Origin of the sequence: Novosphingobium mangrovi (assembly GCF_022818885.1) — a bacterium.
Taxonomy (GTDB): domain Bacteria; phylum Pseudomonadota; class Alphaproteobacteria; order Sphingomonadales; family Sphingomonadaceae; genus Novosphingobium; species Novosphingobium mangrovi.
This window is the reverse complement of record NZ_JALHAT010000006.1, coordinates 35,046-52,821: the sequence shown is the minus strand read 5'-3', so window position 1 is coordinate 52,821 and position 17,776 is coordinate 35,046. Positions and strand designations below refer to the sequence as shown.

The following is a 17,776-nucleotide window of genomic DNA, read 5'->3' as shown; positions in this document are numbered from 1 at the left end:
CACCCCCAGGAGTGATTATCGGGCCGGGAATCGCGGAACCGATCGCGTTCTAGTGCCCATGTTGCGCCACCACAGGTGACAGCATTTGGTAAACGTCTTGATAACGCCTGGCATTGGCGGACCAGTCGTGCGCGCTGCGCACATGGGCAATGCCCGCTGCGCGTAGGCGTTCCCAACTATCGCGCGCGCCAAGCAGTTCGGCAAGCGTGTGCGCGAGATCCTGTGGATCATCGGGCGCAAAGAGCACGCCGGTCTCGCCATGGGTGACCAGTTCGCGATGTCCGCCCACGTCACTGGCCGCGACGATCTTGCCCTGGGCCATGGCTTCCAAGGGCTTGAGCGGGGTGACGAGATCGGTGAGCCGGCTGCGCTTGCGCGGATAGGCCATGACATCGCACAGCGCGTAGTAGCGTTCGACCTCGGCGTGGGGAACGCGGCCCACAAAGCGGATCGCGTGGGCAGCCGGAGACTCTTTGGCCTGTTTGGCAAGCGCCTCGGCGCGCGGGCCTCCGCCGACCAGCAGCAGGCGCGCGTCGGGCTCACGGGCGAGCAGGGCGGGCATGGCCGCGATGAGGTCGTCGAGGCCCTCGTAATCGTAGAAACTGCCGATGAAACCGATGACCGGGCAGGGGCGCCCGTCCGCGCGCTGGAAGCCGAGCGTCTGGGCAAGCGCCTCGTCGCGCCGCGCAGGCGTCCCGAAAAGGTCGAGATCCACGCCGTTGGGCATGACCGTGATCTTGTCGGCGGGCACGCCGCGCCCGGCAAGGTCGGCGCGCAGGCCCTCGCAGATCGTCACCACCGCATCGGCGCGCGCGACGACGTGGTTCTCAAGGCCGCGGGTCAGCCGGTACTTGAGCGAGCCTTCGCTACCTGTGCCGTTGCCCACCGCGGCGTCTTCCCAGAAGGCCCGGATCTCGTAGACGAGGGGGATCGCGTGGCGCCGGGCGGCCCGCAGCGCCGCTGCGCCGCACAGCGCGGGCGAATGGGCGTGGAGGATGTCCGGGCGCCAGGCCGAGATCGCGGCCTCGATCCCGGTGTGGAAGCGGGCGACCTCACGCGCCTCGCGCCAGACGGGCGGGCCCTTGGCGGTTCCGGGGGTGCGGTGGAAGAGCAGGCCATCGGTCTCTTCAGGGGCCGTGTCAGCGGGAGATGTCTCGGCCTTGTGGCGCAGCCCCGTGACGCCGCGTACCTCGTAGCCCATCGCCTGCTGCGCCTTCAGGATCGCGCGGGTGCGAAAGGTGTAGCCACTTTGCAGCGGCAGCGAATGGTCCAGCACGTGCAGGATGCGGGGCGGGCGTGTGCTCATGGCGCTCGTTTGCTACAGGACAACGCTTAACGCGGCGTCAACCCCGGCGCCTTAGCAGGTTTTGCGATGGTCGACATCTTTGCCCTTGCCCTCTCCCACGGCCTGATCGCGCTGGCCGTGTGGCGCCTCTTGCAGCGGCCCGATCTCGACCGCGAGGGCGAGCCCCCAGCGCCGCGCCGTGCCCCGCGTGGGCAGGGGATGCGCGTTCCCGGCCTTGTTGCCGAACCGCAGTCCGAAGAGGATGCGCACACGCCGCCTCCGGGAGCGCCCGGTGCTTAACCTCGCCTTCACCGGCTTTTTTGTCGCGCTTCTGCTGGCCGGGCTGCGCCGCCCGTTCCTGTGGGTGCTGTGCTATCTCTACATCGACATCGTGGCACCCCAGATCATTTCCTGGGGTTTCCTCTCGGTCATCCCGACCTCGCTGATTGCCTTCGTTGCGGCCTTTGGGGGGTGGCTGGCGCTCGACGGGAAGGAGGGGACGCGCTTCACCTGGCGCCAGGGGGTGATGCTGGCGCTCCTTGCCTACTGCGCGATGACCACGCTGCGCGCGGACTATCCGCTGCCCGCGCTCGAGAAATGGGGCTGGGTGTGGAAGGCGCTGGTCTTTGCGATCTTCCTCCCGCTCACCTTGCGCACGCGCCTGCGGATCGAGGCGGCCGCGCTGGTGATGGTGCTGGCGGCCAGCGCGCTCATCATCGACGGAGGGATCAAGACCGCGCTCGGCGGAGGCGGCTATGGCACCTTGCGCATCTTCGTGGAGAACAACACAGGGCTCTACGAAGGCTCGATCCTCTCGTGCGTGGCCATCGCGATCATCCCGATCATCCTGTGGCTGGCGCGCCATTCGACGATTTTTCCCTCCGACTGGCGGGTCTGGACTTTCGCGGTGGCGCTCATCTTCGCCTGCTGCCTGATCCCTGTGGGCACGCAGGCGCGCACCGGCCTCGTCTGCCTTGCGGCCCTATGCATCCTCTATCTGCGCACTGCGCGCCACCGCGTCCTGATCCTTGCGGGCATGACGCTGGCTGCCTTTGCCGCGATTCCCTTCCTGCCCCAGTCTTTCGTCGCGCGCATGAACACGATCGAGAACCACGAGGCCGACCAGTCGGCCGGCACGCGGCTGGGGGTGTGGAAATGGACCTGGGACTACGCGCGGGAGAACCCGCTCGGCGGCGGTTTCGAGGCCTACCTTTCGAGCCGGGTCGAGTACGACACGGTCGTGCGTGAGACCACGGGCGAGCTCACGACGGTGCGCCGCGAGCACGTGGTCGAGAAAGGCCGGGCCTACCATTCCAGCTACTTCGAGATGCTGGGGGAGCAGGGCTATCCCGGCCTGTTCCTGTGGTTGCTGCTCCAGGCCTCGGGGCTGTGGCAGATGGAGGCTCTGCGCCGCCGTTACCGCACGCAAAGCGCGCCCGAGGTGGCCTGGGTGGCCCCGCTTGCCAATGCGCTCCAGCTCTCGCAGGTGTCCTACCTCGTCGGCTCCCTTTTCGTGGGCATCGCCTTCCAGCCCTTCATTCTCATGGTGATCGGTCTGCAGTGTGGCCTGTGGAGCTATCTTGCGCGGGTCGGTACACCACAGGTGAAGGGCGACCGCGCGAAGCCCCGTGCGCGCGTGGAAAGGAAAATGAAGGTGCGCCCCTTAACCTGAAGGGCACATCGCCGTTTTGGTTACCGTGGGGATGTGCGGTGGCACGACTAAGAATCTTTCCATAGTCTGCACTTCGCTTCCGCATTTACGGCAAATTAACCTTTAACCTTCATCCCACCTATGGTTAATTCTCGGCAAGGTCCGTTGCGAAGCGGTTACCGCAGTCTACACCGGGAGCCGATAGGGTCGGCAAATAAGGGCAACAAGGGGATCACCCAATGCGAGTTCTGTTGATCGAGGACGAACCCACCACTGCACGTGCGATCGAGCTGATGCTCACGGCAGAAGGGTTCAATATCTACTCGACGGACCTGGGCGAGGAAGGCCTCGATCTGGGCAAGTTGTACGATTACGACATCATCCTGCTCGACCTCAATCTGCCCGACATGCACGGGTACGACGTGCTCAAGAAGCTGCGCGTGGCCAAGGTGCAGACCCCGGTGCTCATCCTCTCGGGCATCGCGGAAATGGATTCCAAGGTCCGCTCGTTCGGCTTCGGCGCCGACGACTACGTCACCAAGCCCTTCCACCGCGAAGAACTTATCGCGCGTATTCATGCGGTTGTGCGCCGTTCCAAGGGGCATTCGCAGTCGGTCATCCGCACCGGCAAGCTGGTCGTCAACTTGGATGCCAAGACCGTTGAAGTCGATGGCGCGCGCGTGCACCTGACCGGCAAGGAATACGCGATGCTGGAGCTGCTCAGCCTGCGCAAGGGCACCACGCTGACCAAGGAAATGTTCCTGAACCACCTCTATGGCGGCATGGACGAGCCCGAGCTGAAGATCATCGACGTCTTCATCTGCAAGCTGCGCAAGAAGCTCAGCCACGCCTGCGGCGGGGCCAACTACATCGAGACCGTCTGGGGTCGCGGCTACGTCCTGCGCGATCCGGATGAACTGCAGGAAGTCGCCTGAGCGCCCTGCGCCCCGATCTGACCGATTCGCAAACGGCCGGCGTTCCTTGATGGAATTGCCGGCCGTTTCGATTCGCACCGGCTCAAAGGAATATTGCGAGCAGTGAAAGCAGGGCCGCCGTCATCACCGCGTTGAGCGCCATGCCCAGGCTCGCAAAGGCGCCTGCGGTCTCGCTGACCTGGAACGCGCGCGCGGCTCCGAAACCGTGCGCGGAAACGCCAAGGGCAAAGCCGCGCGGGCGGTAATCGTCGAACTTCATCGCGTTGAGGAGCGGGGTGGCCGTCATCGCCCCCACGATACCGGCGAACAGGACGATGCAGGCCGCCAGCGCCGGCACGCCGCCCAGCTGCTGGGCAATGGCCATGGACACGGGCGTCGTGGTCGCGCGGGGCGCGATCGAGGCAAGGATGTCCGCAGGCGCTCCGAACAGGGAGAGAATCCCGACCGCGCTTACGATCGAGGTGACCGCACCGGCCGCGAGGGACAGGACAATCGGGACAGCAAGGCGGGCAATGCGCTCACGCTGCGCCCAGATCGGGACCGCAAGGCCAACCACGGCCGGGCCAAGCAGGAAGCTGAGGAGAAAGGTGTCGGCCTGGTAGTCGGCATAGGAGGTCCCCGTGGCCCAGAGCAGCGCGATCAGCACCGGCGTGGTCCAGAGCACCGGGTGGCACAGCGGATGGCGTCCCGAGCGCTGCGAAAGGCGCTCGAAGATCTCGAAGACACCCAGCGTCGCGGCCAGCCACAGGAGCGGGGTGGCGAGAAGACCCGTCAGCGCACTCATGCCCCACGCTCCGCAGGCTGTACGGGGCGCTTGCCGACCTCCTCGGGGGTAAAGCGGCGAAGCGCCCAGCGGAACACCAGCGCGGTGACGGCGATGGTCAGCAAGGTCGAAACCCCGGTCGCCAGCGCAAGCCCCAGCCCATAGCGGGCAAGGGCGGGACCTTCCTGCATGAGGCCGACCGCGGCGGGCACGAACATGATCGAGAGATGCGCGGTCAGCCACCCACTGACAGCGCCCAGCGTGGGCCGCTCGCGCCGCACCAGCGCCAGCCAGCCCAGCAGTAGCACCATGCCGATCACCGAACCGGGAAGCGCCAGCCCGGTGATCCGGTGCAGCGCCTCTCCGATGAGCTGGCAGGCAAGAAGGAGGAAGATGGCGGCGAGCATGGTGAAAGGTCCGGTCCTGTTGGGGGCGGGTGGTTCGCCCTGCCTGGGAGGGGGTATGGCCGGGCCGGGGCGTGCGTGCAATTCGTCCTTTGCGTGGTTTCAAGGAACGAAGCCATGTGCGGACAAGGATGGAAAGATGATTCCGAGGGCTATCGCCCTCGGGCTCCCCAAACTGTCCAGCGCACCTTTCTCGCGCGGCCCTGGCCGAGACGGGTGAGGTCGCCCGTTCTGGGGTCAAGGGGTAATAACCCCTTGAATCAGGACTTCCTTCTTCATCTCTTCGGTCAACCGCCCTGCACCGGGAAAGAGAGGCCCTGCTGCCCAGCCCACCACGTGCAATATTGACCCGCACGCGCTTGCCTGCCAGTGCCGCGGCCCATGACTGCGCACAAACCCGGCGATCCCACGACTCTCAACCGCCTCTATGGCCGCTCCAAGGGCAAGCCCCTGCGTGCGGGCCAGCAGGGCCTCGTCGACAACCTCCTGCCCAAGATTGCGATGCCCGAGGACGGGCCGATCACGGCCGAGGGGCTGTTTGGCGATGATCGCCCGCTCCATTTCGAGATCGGCTTTGGCGGCGGCGAGCACATGGCCGCGCGCGCCGACATGCTGCCCGGCCACGGTTTCATCGGCGCCGAGCCCTTCATCAACGGTGTCGCGCAGGCGCTGATGCACGTTGCGGGCGACAACGGCGCGCATCCGCCGCTCGGCAATGTGCGCATCCACCATGGAGACGCGCTCGAGGTCCTCGCACGCATTCCCGACGGTTCGCTCTCGTTCCTTTACCTGCTGCACCCCGATCCCTGGCCCAAGGCGCGCCACGCCAAGCGGCGCATGATGAACGATGGTCCGGTGGACATGTTCGCGGCCAAGCTGAAGCCCGGTGGCGAGTTTCGCTTCGGCACCGATCACGCCATCTACCTGCGCCATGCGCTGATGGTCATGCAGCGCCACACCGACCAGTTCGAATGGCTCTGCGACAAGCCCCTCGATTTCCAGAAGCGCCCGGGCGGCTGGCCCGAAACGCGCTACGAGGCCAAGGCCCGCGCGGTCTACAAGCACGAGGTCTGGTACTTCCGCTACCGCCGCAAGGGCTGAGCGGAAGAACGGAAAAATGGTTCCGAGGGCCATCGCCCTCGGGCTCCCCGAACTGTCGACCTCAGGGTTCTCGCGCCACGTGGCCTGAGAATGGTGAGGTCGCCCGTTTTGGGGTCAAGGAGTGATGACCCCTTGAAAAATGTCTTCCTGCTTATGCTTGTACCGCTTCAGAGGTACTGCTGCACCTTGTTCAGCAGATCGCGGCGGCGGCGGCGCTGGCGGATCTGGTCGGTGGCGATGCTGAGCGGCTGGACGCGCGGGCCCTTGGGCACGTTGCGTTCAAAGTGGAAGCTGCGCGTCGCGCCCACGGGCAGGTCCTCCAGCGCGTAGAGCGCAACCACGGTGAGGTCGAACTGGTCGACTTCCTCTTCCTGCACGTCGGTTTCCTCGTTGGCGTCGAGCAGGGTGCGCACGATGTCATCGAAGTGGCCGATGTTCATGAACTGGCCGGTTGCAAGGCTGCCCTGGCCCATGATCGAGCGCGGGTCTTCGCCAAGGTCCCCAGGCAGTTCGCGCAGGTCCGTAAGCGCCAGTTCGATCTGGCGCCCGCGCACGTGCACTGTCGCGATGAGACTGGAGACGTAGAGCGGCTGGCTGCTCATGTTGGTGACCAGGCAGCGGCTGCGCATGCCCCGGCCCGCGGCGCGGGTGATGAGGATCGTCGAGCGCTTGGTGCCCCGAAACTGGACCAGCAGCAGCTGCAGGTAGATCACCCAGACGATCAGCATGGCAAAGCTGAGGGCCACGCTGACGACCTGCGTGTTCCCGGTAAACCATTGCCACACGGGGCGCCTCCTTGATTCCATGCTGCGGCCCGGTGCCGCGATGGGGGGCAGCCTTTAGGATGGACCCGGGGCGGGTCAATTGAAATTCGCGCCGATCAGGCAGCGTTCGGGCGCTGGACTGCACTTCGCAGGCCAGGCGTTGCAAAAAGGCCCCGGCAGGAGAGTCCTGCCGGGGCCTTCTTGTCAGGTGTCGCCGGGAACAGGGCCGTCCGGGAAAGCGGCCCTCTCCGGTTGCGTTGCCGTGGCCTCAGCCCGCGATGCCGGCGGCCGCGAGCACGGCGCTCGTGAGCACGTCGGGCGCGATCGCGGTCATCGGTACGATCTGGACCGGCTTTTCCATGCCCAGCAGGATCGGACCGATCGAGGTCGTGCCGCCGATCTCGCGCAGCAGCTTGGCCGAGATGTTGGCCGACTGCAGACCCGGCATGATCAGGACGTTCGCCGGGGCCGAGAGGCGGCAGAACGGGTAGAGCGCCATGATCTTGGGGTTGAGCGCGGCGTCGGGAGCCATTTCGCCTTCGTACTCGAAGGGCACGTCGTCACGCTCGTCGAGGATGTGCACGGCATCGCGGGTGCGCTCGACCCACTGGCCCTCGGGGTTGCCGAAGGTCGAGTAGGAGAGAAACGCAACGCGCGGCTCGTGGCCCATGCGCTTGGCGACCGACGCGGCTTCGGTGGCGATGATCGCCAGTTCCTCGGCGCTCGGACGCTCGTTGATGGTGGTGTCGGCCAGGAACACGGTGCGGTTCTTGCCCACCAGCATGTGCATGCCGAAGGGCAGCTTGTCCGGGGCCGGATCGAGCACGCGGCGCACGTTCTTCATCGACTGCGCGAAGGGACGCGTCATGCCGGTGATCATGGCATCGCCCACGCCCATCTTGAGCAGGCCCGAGGCGAAGGTGTTGCGGTCGGTGTTGACCATGCGCTGCACGTCGCGTTCCAGATAGCCACGGCGCTTGAGGCGCGCGTAGATCATCTCGACCATCGGGGCGACGTGGTCGGACACCATCGAGTTCTCGATGTGGAAGCTCTCCGGGTTGGGCACGCCCAGCTCGCCCATGAGGTCGAGGATGTTCTGGGTGCGGCCGACCAGGATCGGTTCGCCGTAGCCGAAATCGCGGTACTGGATCGCGGCGCGCAGCACCACTTCGTTGTCCGCTTCGGCGAAGATCACGCGCTTGGGGTTCGCGCGAACCTGGGCGTAGACCGAACTCAGCACCGAGGTCGTCGGGTTGAGGCGGCCCTTGAGCTGGAGGCGGTAGGTGTCGAAGTCCTCGATCGGGCGCTGCGCGACGCCCGAATCCATCGCCGCCTTGGCGACGGCGGCGGGCACGACTTCCATCAGGCGCGGATCGAAGGGCGCGGGGATGATGTAGTCACGGCCGAACTGCTGGACTGCACCACCGTAGGCCGCCGCGACGTCCTCGTGGACCTGCTCGCGGGCGAGTTCGGCGATGGCCTTGGCCGCTGCGATCTTCATCTCTTCGTTGATCGCGGTTGCCGACACGTCGAGCGCGCCGCGGAAGATGAAGGGGAAGCCCAGCACGTTGTTGACCTGGTTCGGGAAGTCCGAACGGCCCGTGGCGATGATCGCGTCCGGACGCACGGCCTTGGCCTCGTCGGGATTGATCTCGGGAACGGGGTTGGCCATCGCGAAGATGATCGGCTCGTCGGCCATCTTCTTGACGTATTCGGGCGGAAGCGCGCCGGCGGCCGAGAGGCCGAGGAACACGTCGGCGCCGACCAGCGCCTCTTCCAGAGTACGCGCCTCGGTGTTGGCCGCGTGCGCGCTCTTCCACTGGTCCATCTGCTCGGTGCGACCCTGGTAGATCGTGCCCGAGCGGTCGCAGATGATGACGTTGTCGTGGCGCACGCCCATCGACTTGATGAGCGAGGTGCAGGCCAGCGCGGCCGCGCCCGCGCCGTTCACCACGACCTTGATCTCGTCGATCTTGCGGCCGGTGATGAGGCAGGCGTTGATGAGGCCGGCTGCGGTGATGATCGCGGTGCCGTGCTGGTCGTCGTGCATGACCGGGATGTTCATGCGGTCGCGCAGGGTCTGCTCGATCACGAAGCACTCGGGCGCCTTGATGTCTTCAAGGTTGATGCCGCCAAAGCTGGGTTCCATCATCGCGATGGCTTCGATGAGGGCCTCGGGGTCCTCGCTGTTCAGCTCGATGTCGATCGAGTCGACGTCGGCGAAGCGCTTGAACAGGACCGCCTTGCCTTCCATCACCGGCTTGGACGCGAGCGCGCCCAGGTTGCCCATGCCCAGGATGGCCGAGCCGTTGGAGATGACCGCGACGAGGTTGCCCTTGGCGGTGTAATCGTAAGCCTTCTGCGGATCGTCGGCGATGGCCTGGACAGGCACGGCGACGCCGGGCGAATAGGCGAGCGACAGATCGCGCTGCGTTGCCATCGGCTTGGATGCGATGATCTCGATCTTACCCGGACGGATTGTCTGGTGGTAAAACAGAGCCTCGCGCTCGGTAAACTGGACCTTGCTTTTCTCGGACAATGAATTTCTCCCGGATGAGCGAGGGCCGATAACGAAAGATTCCGGGACGCGATAGGGGAAAGGCAAGGGGCTTGCGCTTCACAAGCCCCGGGGAGCGGGGCTAACGCAGCGCCATGAGTTCCGGCGCAACACCCATGATGGCCCAGTATCTCGCGCTTCGCGAGGAAGCTGGCGAATGCTTGCTGTTCTACCGTATGGGGGACTTCTTCGAGCTTTTCTTCGAAGATGCAAAAATCGCAAGTCAAGTTCTCGATATCGCACTTACCACGCGCGGGGAGCACAACGGAACCCCGATCCCGATGTGCGGCGTGCCGGTCCATTCGGCCGAAAGCTACCTTGCCCGGCTGATCAAGGCGGGCTGCCGCGTGGCCATCGCCGAGCAGACCGAGACGCCCGCCGAAGCGAAGAAGCGGGGAGGCTCCAAAGCCCTTGTGGCCCGCGATATCGTGCGCTTCGTGACGGCGGGCACGCTGACCGAGGAAGCTCTCCTCGAACCGCGCCGGGCGAACGTTCTCGCCGCGGCCTGCGAGGTGCGCGGCGTGATCGGTCTTGCCGCCTGCGACATCTCGACCGGGCAGATGGTGCTTGAGGAATGTGCACCTGATCGCTTTCTTGCAAGCCTTGCACGTCTGGGCGCGCGCGAACTGGTCGTGCAGGATGGCTGGGAGCTGGCGCCCGAGGACGCAATCGGGCGTTCCGGCCATGAATTCTCCTCCGAAGGCGGCGAGGAGCGGCTCAAGGGCATCCACGGCGTCTCCACGCTCGACGGCTTTGGGGCCTTTACCCGCCCGATGCTGGCCGCCGCTGGTGGCCTCATTGCCTATCTCGACCATGTCGGGCGCGGCGCGCTGCCGCTGCTGCTGCCCCCTGAAGCCCGTTCGGGCGAGGCGACGCTGGCGATGGACGAGGCCACGCGCGCGAGCCTGGAAATCCTCGAATCCGCGCAAGGATCGCGCAAGGGCAGCCTGATCGATGCGGTCGACCGCTGCGTGACCGGTGCGGGCGCACGCCAGCTGGCCGAGGACCTTGCCGCGCCGCTGACCGACCGCACCGCCATTTCCGCGCGTCTCGAACTGGTCGGCTGGCTGCATGAGGACCCGATGCTGCGCGAAGACCTGCGTGCCGCGCTGCGCGCGCTGCCGGACGTGGGCCGTGCGCTGGGCCGCGTGGTTGCCGGGCGCGGATCGCCGCGCGATCTGGGCCAGTTGCGCGATGGTCTGGCTGGGGCCCATGCCATTGGCGGGCGCCTTGCGGGCCGCGCGGACCTGCCGGTGCTGCTCGACAGCCTGCTCCCCGCGCTGGGCGGCCATGTCGCGGGCTGGGGCGCGATGGTGGAGCATTTCACCCGCGCGCTCGTTTCCGCGCCGCCGACCGAACGCGGGCAGGGCGGCTTCATCGCCGAAGGCTACGATGCGAGCCTTGATGAGCTGCGCGTCACTTCAGGCAACGCGCGCAAGGCGATTGCGGCGCTTGAGGCGAAGTACCGTGAGGATACGGGCGTCTCCGCGCTCAAGATCAAGCACAACAACGTGCTGGGCTACTTCATCGAAGTGCCCTCGCGCCACGCCGACACGCTGATGCAGGCCGAAAGCGGCTTTACCCACCGCCAGACGATGGCGGGCGCCATGCGCTTCAACGCGCTGGCGCTGCACGAGGAGGCGAGCCGCATCACCGAGGCGGGCGCGCACGCGCTCGCGGCTGAGGAAGCGCATTTCGAGACGCTGGTCGAGGAGGCCGTCGCCGCACGCCAGGTGATAGCGGCCACCGCAGCCGCGCTCGCCCGCATCGACGTTGCCGCCGGACAGGCCGAGCGCGCTGCGGAAGGGGGCTGGGCACGCCCCGAAGTGGTCGAGGGACTCTCGCTGGAAATCGAGGGCGGGCGCCATCCCGTCGTCGAGGCGGCCCTCAAGGCGCAGAACGAGCGTTTCGTCGCCAATGACTGCCGTCTCGCCAGCCACGACCGGCTCTGGCTCATCGGCGGCCCCAATATGGGTGGTAAGTCGACGTTCCTGCGCCAGAATGCGCTCATCGTCCTGCTTGCGCAGGCGGGCGGGTTCGTTCCGGCGGACGCCGCGCGGATCGGCTTGGTCGACCGCCTGTTCAGCCGTGTGGGGGCCTCGGACAACCTGGCGCGCGGGCGCTCGACCTTCATGGTCGAGATGGTCGAGACCGCCGCGATCCTCTCGCAGGCGACCGAGCGCAGCTTCGTGATTCTGGACGAGGTCGGGCGCGGAACGTCGACCTACGATGGCTTGGCGCTGGCCTGGGCGGTGGCCGAGGCGGTGCACGAGACCAACCGCTGCCGCTGCCTTTTCGCGACCCACTACCACGAGATGGCGCGCCTTGCCGAAACCTGCGAGGCGCTTTCGCTCCACCATGTGCGGGCGCGCGAGTGGAAGGGCGAACTGGTGCTTCTCCACGAACTGGCCGAAGGTGCGGCGGACCGCAGCTATGGCCTCGCCGTTGCGCGCCTTGCAGGGGTTCCCCCCAAGGTCATCAGCCGGGCCAAGTCGGTGCTGGAAAAGCTCGAAAAGGGCCGTGCGGAAACGGGCGGCCTGGCCGCCGGCCTTGGCGAGCTTCCGCTGTTCGCCGCTGCCGAAGAGGCGCGCGAGGAAGCCTGCGACAGCTTGCGCGAAAAGCTGCGGGACATGGATGTCGACGCGCTTGCTCCCCGCGACGCGCTGGAAATCCTCTACGATCTCAAGCGCGAGGCGGGAACGGAGGGTTAACCGGGAAGGTCCACAAGGGGGCCATGATGTTTCTCGGTCCGCGCCTCACCCGCGTCTTCCGCAGCCGCTGGCACGCTCTCTTCTGGGCGGCCAGCGTGCTGCTGACCGCCTACTGCACTGTCCCGGCGTCCGAAGACGGGGGGCGCGACAAGCCGGAAGCTGTCGCCAAAACGCATGGCAAGCATAAGAACCCTTGGGCGACAGAAACGCCCACCTCTCCCGATTGATTTTCGTGTTTCTGGGCTGAGATCCTAGCCTCAACTGCCGTCGGACGCCAGATCCGGTTCGGGCGCGCTTTCCCGTCCGTAGCGGTCTTCGAGGTCATCCATCGCCTCTTCGCCCGCGTATGCGGACATGTCGATGGTGCCGCTCGTGTCCATCTGGCGCATGTGGTCAACCAGATCCTGCGCGTTCGCGCCGTCGAGGCTGGCGGAGAGCTTTTCACTCTGTTCGAGCCCCAGCACCGAGGTCGACTGGTTCAGGGCCTGCTCGGCCACTTCCTGCGCCTGCATGGGCGCATCGGCCTGCTCGGCGTTGACCGTCTCGGGGGCGAAGTCGTCGTTACGTTGGGCCATCGGATATCTCCTTTGACATCTGTAACGGAGCGAATGCGAGTCGCGTTCCCCGTGAAGGGACAACGAAGATTGGAAGAAGGGGAAATCCGAGGGCCATAGCCCTCGGGCTCCCGGACCAGTCAACCTCACCTCCCACGCGCCACGGTGGCTGAGAAAGGCGAGGTCGCCCGTTCTGGGGTCAAGGGGCGATGGCCCCTTGAATCTTCTTGTTCTTTCAGCGGGTCGGGACCGGCTCCTCGCCCGAATAGTCGTAGAACCCCTTCCCGCTCTTGCGGCCGTACCAACCCGCCTCGACGTACTTCTGGAGCAGCGTGGCCGGACGGTACTTGGGATCGCCGGTGCTCTCGAAGAGGACCTTCATGATCTCGAGCAGGGTGTCGAGGCCGATGAAGTCGGCCAGCGTGAGCGGCCCCATCGGGTGGTTGGCGCCCAGCTTCATCGCCGCGTCGATGTCCGCGACATTGGCAACGCCCGCGCCCAGCACGCAGATCGCCTCGTTGAGCATCGGGCACAGCACGCGGTTGACCACGAAGCCGGCCTCGTCGCCCGCGAGGACGACGGTCTTGCCCAGCTTCTCGCCGAAGGCCTTCATCTTCGCGACGGTGTCTTCGCTGGTGGCAAGACCGGGGATCACCTCGATCAGGCCCATGACCGGCACCGGATTGAAGAAGTGCAGGCCGCAGAAACGGGCCGGGTCGATCGTGCCTGCGCCCATGCGGGTGATCGGGATCGAGCTGGTGTTGGAGGCCATGAGCGCGCCGTCCTTGAGCACCTTGCCCGCCGCCTCGAAGATCTTGGCCTTGATGTCTTCGCGTTCGGTCGCGGCCTCGATGATGAGGTCGCACTCGGCCATCGCCTCGTAGTCGCCGGTGGGCGTGATGCGTGCAAGGAGCGCGTCTGCATCGCCTTGCGTGATCTTTTCCTTGGCGATCAGGCGGCCCAGGCCCTTCTCGATCTTGGCCTTGCCCTTTTCGGCCGCCTCGAGGCTGACGTCGGTCAGGACGACGTCCATGCCCTTGCCCGCGACGGTCTGGGCAATGCCCGTGCCCATGATCCCTGCACCGATGATACCGATTGTCTGCACGCTGTGTGCTCCCTCTCGAACGTCTGGCCGCAGGGACGCGCAGGTCCGGGGCCTGGTGAAAATTACATCTGCCGCATTACCGGTTCTGCCCGGGCACCCACAATACGTCGCGCGCGCCGTTTTCGTTCAGCGCGCGGGCGAGCACGAAGAGGTAGTCGGACAGGCGGTTGAGATAGGCAAGTGCGGCCGGGTTGACGGGCTCGTCCCCCGCCAGCGCGGTCGCACAGCGCTCGGCGCTGCGGCAGCTCGCGCGCGCAATGTGGACGCGGCCCGCCGCTTCGCTGCCGCCGGGCAGGATGAAGCTGGTGAGCGGCTGGAGCTCGGCGTTGACGGCGTCAATGGCGCCTTCCAGCCAGTCGACCTGGGCGGTGACCATACGCAGGGTCATCTCGCCCGGGGTGAAGTCCTCACCCGGGGTCGCGAGGTCCGCGCCAAGGTCGAACAGGTCGTTCTGGATGCGCACGAGGTTGGCCCTGTGCGGGGCCTCGGTATCGAGCGCGCAGACCGCGAGGCCGATCGCGCTGTTGACTTCGTCGACGCTGCCGATGGCCTCCATGCGGCGCGCGTGCTTGGGCAGGCGCGATCCGTCGACAAGGCCGGTGGTGCCGTCATCGCCGGTGCGGGTGTAGATCTTGTTGAGCTTGACCATGGTTCTCTCTCGCCGGGGTGTGGCCGTCCCTAGTGTGTCGGTCAGGCGAATGCACCTCCCAAAGGGAGGGCAACTGCCTGTCGGATCGCTCAGGAAAGAGGTGGCGGCGCCTAGCGTGCGAAGGCCAGAAGCAGCGCGCAGACCAGAACCGCGGCGGCCTGGTACTTGATGCGGTTGAACATCATCCGGTTCTGCATCTGCTGGCTTTTCGACGGGCCGGTCTCACTGGGATCGCGGTTGAGGTCCTCCTTGGTGCCGTTGAGGAAGGCGATGATCCCGCGCACCAGACTGATCACGACCGCGATCATCAGGGCGACAATGACGATGACGAGTAGAGTGTACATGGCCTCAGGCTACGCCTTCGCCCAGCGAAAGGCCAGCGGGGAAGGCATGGGCGCGCAAGGCCGCGGCGAGCGCGGGGCCATCCTCACCCGCGCGGCGCCGGTCGGCCAGCGAGGGTGAGCCACGCCGTTTGGCAAGCTTGCGGCCATCCGCCTCGACCAGCAACGGGTGGTGGTGCCAGGTGGGCACGGGCAGGTCGAGCAGGGCCTGGAGCAGACGGTGGATGTGGGTGGCGCCGAAGAGGTCCATGCCCCGGGTGACAAGGGAGATGTCGTCTGTGGCATCGTCGAGCGTGGCGGCGAGGTGGTAGCTGCCCGGAAGGTCCTTTCGCAGCAGCACGACATCGCCGTAGGGCGCCGGATCGGCCTGCTGCACGCCGGCCCGTTCGTCCTCCCAGATGAGGGGCCCGGCGTGTGAGATCGCCGCCTCCATGTCGATGCGCCAGGCCGCACCTTCGGGGGCGAAGGTGCGGTGCTTGCAGGTGCCGGGGTAGACCGGCCCATCGGGTCCCATTCGGGTGGCGGCGGCGGCTATTTCGGCGCGCGTGCAGCGGCAGGGATAGAGGAGCCCCATCGCCTTCAGCCGCTCGCCCGCGGCGACGTGTGCGCCGACGTTGCGCGACTGGATGCGCACCGGTCCGTCCCAAGTGAGGCCCAGCCATGTAAGGTCCTCCAGCGCCTCCTCGGCGAGTTCCTGACGGCTGCGCGCACCGTCGATGTCCTCGATGCGCACGAGGAATTCGCCGCCGCGCGAACGGGCCAGATCATGCGCAACGATAGCGGCATAGGCATGGCCCAGGTGAAGCGAGCCGTTGGGGCTGGGCGCAAAGCGTGTACGGATCATGAAAAAGGCTCGTGAATTGAAGATGATGCCCTGAACAGCGCGGAGGTGTTCGTCGCATTTCGGCAGGGCTGTACCATAGGGGACTTGACGCCGAGTCGCGCAAGTGCTGCAAAAGACTTCATGTGCTGCCATGAACTTGTCATCACGGCCTGCGACAGGAGGCCATGCTCAGATCGGAGCTGATAGAGCGCGCGGCCCGTTTCCGCAGCGCGGAGGATGATCCCTCCCGAAGTCTTTCGGACTGCCCTGCGCTTGTTCTCAATGCGGATTACACGCCGCTCTCCTATTACCCGCTCAGTGTCTGGCCCTGGCAGACCGCGATCAAGGCGGTGGTGTTGGAGAAGGTGGACGTGGTCTCGTGCTACGACCGGGCCGTGCGCAGCCCCAGCTGGACAATGCAGATCCCCTCGGTAATCGCGCTCCACGACTACGTCAAACCCTCCGAGTTTCCCGCCTTCACGCGCTTCAACCTGTTCCTGCGCGACAAGTTCACCTGCCAGTACTGCGGATCGCCCCACAATCTGACCTTCGACCACGTGGTCCCGCGGAGGCTGGGCGGAAAGACGAGCTGGGAGAACATCCTCACCGCCTGCTCGCCCTGTAACCTCAAGAAGGGCGGGCGCACGCCCAAGCAGGCGAACATGCCGCCCATGGTCGCACCCATCAAGCCGACCAGCTGGCAACTGCAGGACCGTGGCAAGGCCTTCCCGCCCAACTACCTGCACGAAACCTGGCGCGACTGGCTCTATTGGGACATCGAGCTGGAGCCCTAGGCACAGGGTCCTAGTGGACTGTCGGCGCATCAGGCGCGGCATCGTTCTCGTCTTTTTCTTCCCCCGCAACCGCCGTGGTCACCGCGACGTCCATCGTCACGTTGCCCAGCGTGCGCATGATGTCGGGCAGCATTTCCACGGCCACAAGGATGCCGAGCGGCCAGAGCGGCGCGCCCATTGCGGCGGCAATCGGCCCGGTTGAGGCGATGAAGCTGACCGTGCCGGGGAGCGAAACCGTGCCGAAGGTGGTGACGAAGGCGACGAGGACACCGGCTGCGATGGCGCTCGCCGAAAGCTCGTACCCGGCCAGCTGCGCGGCGTAGACGGCGACGCCCACGTTCATCGCCGGGCCGGTCGCGCGAAACAGCGTCACGGCAAGGGGGAGGGCAAATTCGGCCGCCGTGGCCGGAACTCGCAGCGCCCGTGCGGCGGCCAGCATCGCGGGCAGGCTGGCGAGCGAGGACTGGGTGGAGACGGCCACCACCTGCGCAGGCAGAACCGCGCGGGCGAAGGTGCCGAGGTGCCGCCGTCCGACCAGCACCGCGAGCGGGTAGGCGGTGAGCAGGAACACCGCGCCCAGCGCCGCGACCAGCAGGATGTAGTGCCCCAGCGTCCCGATGGCCGCCGCGCCAGTCCGGGCGGCGAGCGAAAGGCCAAGGGCAAAGACGCCGAGCGGCGCGAGCTTGAGCACCCATCCGATGACCACGATCATCGCGCCCGCCAGCCCCTCGAACAGGAGGGCCAGCTGGCGGCGCGGTTCCTCGGCGAGGCGGGTGGAGGCGAGCGCGAAAAGGGCAATGAAGACGATGACCGGCAGCATCGCGTCCTCGGCCGCTGCGCCCAGCACGTTGGAAGGGACGAGTGAGCCGAGGAAATCGCCAAGGCCGGGCAGGTTTGCCTCGGGCGCCTCGCCGTGCCCTGCAAGATCGAGCGCGGGAGCGGGAAACAGACGCAGGAGAAGCGGCATCAGGAGGCCGCCGAGGCAGGCGCTGGCCGCCAGCACACCTACGATGAGGCCGAGCGTGCGGCGGGCCATGGCGCCTGCCTGCGCGGCCGCGGCGGTCTCGACGATGCCGGTGAACAGGAGGCCTGCGACCAGCGGCAGGATCGTCATCTTGAGCGCGCGCAGCCACAGGTCGCCCAGCGGCTCTGCCAGAACCAGGATATCACGCAGAGGTGCCGAACCCTTGAACAGGGCGCCCGCGGCGAGCCCGGCGAGGAGGCCGCCCAGCGTGAGGAGACCCGGAACGCGGATCTCGGGCATGCGGCTGGCGCTGGAAGGCTCGGTCATCAAGGTCCCTGGTCGTGTCTGGAAGGGGGTAGGAAAAGGCGCATCCGG

At 66.5% G+C, this 17,776-nt stretch carries 18 protein-coding genes; 7 read left to right on the top strand and 11 right to left on the bottom strand.

Translation table 11 applies throughout. From position 1 onward, the window contains the following. Positions 1 to 49: 49 nt before the first annotated feature. Complete coding sequence (locus MTR65_RS06240) at positions 50 to 1,306, bottom strand: TIGR04063 family PEP-CTERM/XrtA system glycosyltransferase (protein WP_243798233.1); 1,257 nt, start codon at positions 1,304 to 1,306, stop codon at positions 50 to 52. A 66-nt stretch (positions 1,307 to 1,372) separates the two neighbouring features. On the opposite strand from MTR65_RS06240, the gene MTR65_RS06235 reads away from it, so the two are divergent. From MTR65_RS06235 to ctrA, 3 genes are all read left to right on the top strand, one after another. Beyond that, positions 1,373 to 1,585 carry a hypothetical protein gene (locus MTR65_RS06235; RefSeq protein WP_243798230.1) on the top strand — a complete coding sequence of 71 codons (213 nt, stop codon included), beginning with the start codon at positions 1,373 to 1,375 and terminating at the stop codon, positions 1,583 to 1,585. Next, complete coding sequence (locus tag MTR65_RS06230; protein WP_243798227.1) at positions 1,578 to 2,957, top strand: putative O-glycosylation ligase, exosortase A system-associated; 1,380 nt, start codon at positions 1,578 to 1,580, stop codon at positions 2,955 to 2,957. The genes MTR65_RS06235 and MTR65_RS06230 overlap by 8 nt, the downstream gene beginning before the upstream one ends. Before the next feature lie 218 nt (positions 2,958 to 3,175). Then, a complete protein-coding gene (gene ctrA, locus MTR65_RS06225) occupies positions 3,176 to 3,871 on the top strand; it encodes a response regulator transcription factor CtrA (RefSeq protein ID WP_148627068.1) in 696 nt (231 codons plus the stop codon). 82 nt (positions 3,872 to 3,953) lie between these two features. Here ctrA and MTR65_RS06220 read toward each other — a convergent pair whose 3' ends face one another. Beyond that, positions 3,954 to 4,655, bottom strand: a complete 702-nt coding sequence (locus MTR65_RS06220; protein WP_243798224.1) for an LrgB family protein — start codon at positions 4,653 to 4,655, stop codon at positions 3,954 to 3,956. Then, positions 4,652 to 5,041 (bottom strand): CidA/LrgA family protein, encoded by a 390-nt coding sequence (locus MTR65_RS06215; protein ID WP_243798222.1) that lies wholly within the window; start codon positions 5,039 to 5,041, stop codon positions 4,652 to 4,654. Before MTR65_RS06215 ends, MTR65_RS06220 begins: the two co-directional genes overlap by 4 nt. 378 nt (positions 5,042 to 5,419) lie before the next feature. Here MTR65_RS06215 and trmB point away from each other — a divergent pair, with 378 nt between their 5' ends. After that, complete coding sequence (gene trmB, locus MTR65_RS06210) at positions 5,420 to 6,139, top strand: tRNA (guanine(46)-N(7))-methyltransferase TrmB (RefSeq protein ID WP_226637949.1); 720 nt, start codon at positions 5,420 to 5,422, stop codon at positions 6,137 to 6,139. 167 nt (positions 6,140 to 6,306) lie between these two features. Here trmB and MTR65_RS06205 read toward each other — a convergent pair whose 3' ends face one another. Both MTR65_RS06205 and MTR65_RS06200 read right to left on the bottom strand, forming a co-directional pair. Then, the gene (locus tag MTR65_RS06205; RefSeq protein WP_052322114.1) at positions 6,307 to 6,924 is read right to left on the bottom strand and encodes a hypothetical protein; all 618 of its coding nucleotides are present in this window, start codon (positions 6,922 to 6,924) and stop codon (positions 6,307 to 6,309) included. A 247-nt stretch (positions 6,925 to 7,171) separates the two neighbouring features. Continuing rightward, on the bottom strand, positions 7,172 to 9,442 hold the full coding sequence (locus MTR65_RS06200) for an NADP-dependent malic enzyme (RefSeq protein ID WP_243798220.1): 2,271 nt from the start codon (positions 9,440 to 9,442) through the stop codon (positions 7,172 to 7,174). A 113-nt stretch (positions 9,443 to 9,555) separates the two neighbouring features. On the opposite strand from MTR65_RS06200, the gene mutS reads away from it, so the two are divergent. Together mutS and MTR65_RS06190 are read left to right on the top strand one after the other, a co-directional pair. Further along, positions 9,556 to 12,171, top strand: coding sequence for a DNA mismatch repair protein MutS (mutS, locus tag MTR65_RS06195; protein WP_243798218.1), 2,616 nt, complete (start codon positions 9,556 to 9,558; stop codon positions 12,169 to 12,171). Positions 12,172 to 12,194: 23 nt separating this feature from the next. Then, on the top strand, positions 12,195 to 12,398 hold the full coding sequence (locus MTR65_RS06190) for a hypothetical protein (RefSeq protein ID WP_243798215.1): 204 nt from the start codon (positions 12,195 to 12,197) through the stop codon (positions 12,396 to 12,398). A 30-nt stretch (positions 12,399 to 12,428) separates the two neighbouring features. Here MTR65_RS06190 and MTR65_RS06185 read toward each other — a convergent pair whose 3' ends face one another. The 5 genes from MTR65_RS06185 to gluQRS all read right to left on the bottom strand — a co-directional run bounded on the left by MTR65_RS06185 (position 12,429) and on the right by gluQRS (position 15,664). Beyond that, complete coding sequence (locus tag MTR65_RS06185) at positions 12,429 to 12,746, bottom strand: hypothetical protein (protein WP_148627074.1); 318 nt, start codon at positions 12,744 to 12,746, stop codon at positions 12,429 to 12,431. Between the two features lie 214 nt (positions 12,747 to 12,960). Further along, a complete protein-coding gene (locus MTR65_RS06180) occupies positions 12,961 to 13,830 on the bottom strand; it encodes a 3-hydroxyacyl-CoA dehydrogenase family protein (protein ID WP_243798213.1) in 870 nt (289 codons plus the stop codon). Positions 13,831 to 13,906: 76 nt separating this feature from the next. Continuing rightward, positions 13,907 to 14,479: a cob(I)yrinic acid a,c-diamide adenosyltransferase gene (locus MTR65_RS06175; protein ID WP_243798211.1), complete on the bottom strand. Its 573-nt coding sequence runs from the start codon at positions 14,477 to 14,479 to the stop codon at positions 13,907 to 13,909. Positions 14,480 to 14,589: 110 nt separating this feature from the next. Then, positions 14,590 to 14,823 carry an HIG1 domain-containing protein gene (locus MTR65_RS06170; protein ID WP_148627077.1) on the bottom strand — a complete coding sequence of 78 codons (234 nt, stop codon included), beginning with the start codon at positions 14,821 to 14,823 and terminating at the stop codon, positions 14,590 to 14,592. Between the two features lie 4 nt (positions 14,824 to 14,827). Then, positions 14,828 to 15,664: a tRNA glutamyl-Q(34) synthetase GluQRS gene (gene gluQRS / locus MTR65_RS06165; protein ID WP_243798209.1), complete on the bottom strand. Its 837-nt coding sequence runs from the start codon at positions 15,662 to 15,664 to the stop codon at positions 14,828 to 14,830. 164 nt (positions 15,665 to 15,828) lie between these two features. Here gluQRS and MTR65_RS06160 point away from each other — a divergent pair, with 164 nt between their 5' ends. Next, positions 15,829 to 16,437: an HNH endonuclease gene (locus MTR65_RS06160; RefSeq protein ID WP_243798207.1), complete on the top strand. Its 609-nt coding sequence runs from the start codon at positions 15,829 to 15,831 to the stop codon at positions 16,435 to 16,437. Positions 16,438 to 16,447: 10 nt separating this feature from the next. Here the strand turns inward: MTR65_RS06160 and MTR65_RS06155 are convergent, their stop codons facing one another. Further along, positions 16,448 to 17,728 carry a dicarboxylate/amino acid:cation symporter gene (locus MTR65_RS06155; RefSeq protein WP_243798204.1) on the bottom strand — a complete coding sequence of 427 codons (1,281 nt, stop codon included), beginning with the start codon at positions 17,726 to 17,728 and terminating at the stop codon, positions 16,448 to 16,450. Between the last annotated feature and the right edge of the window lie 48 nt (positions 17,729 to 17,776).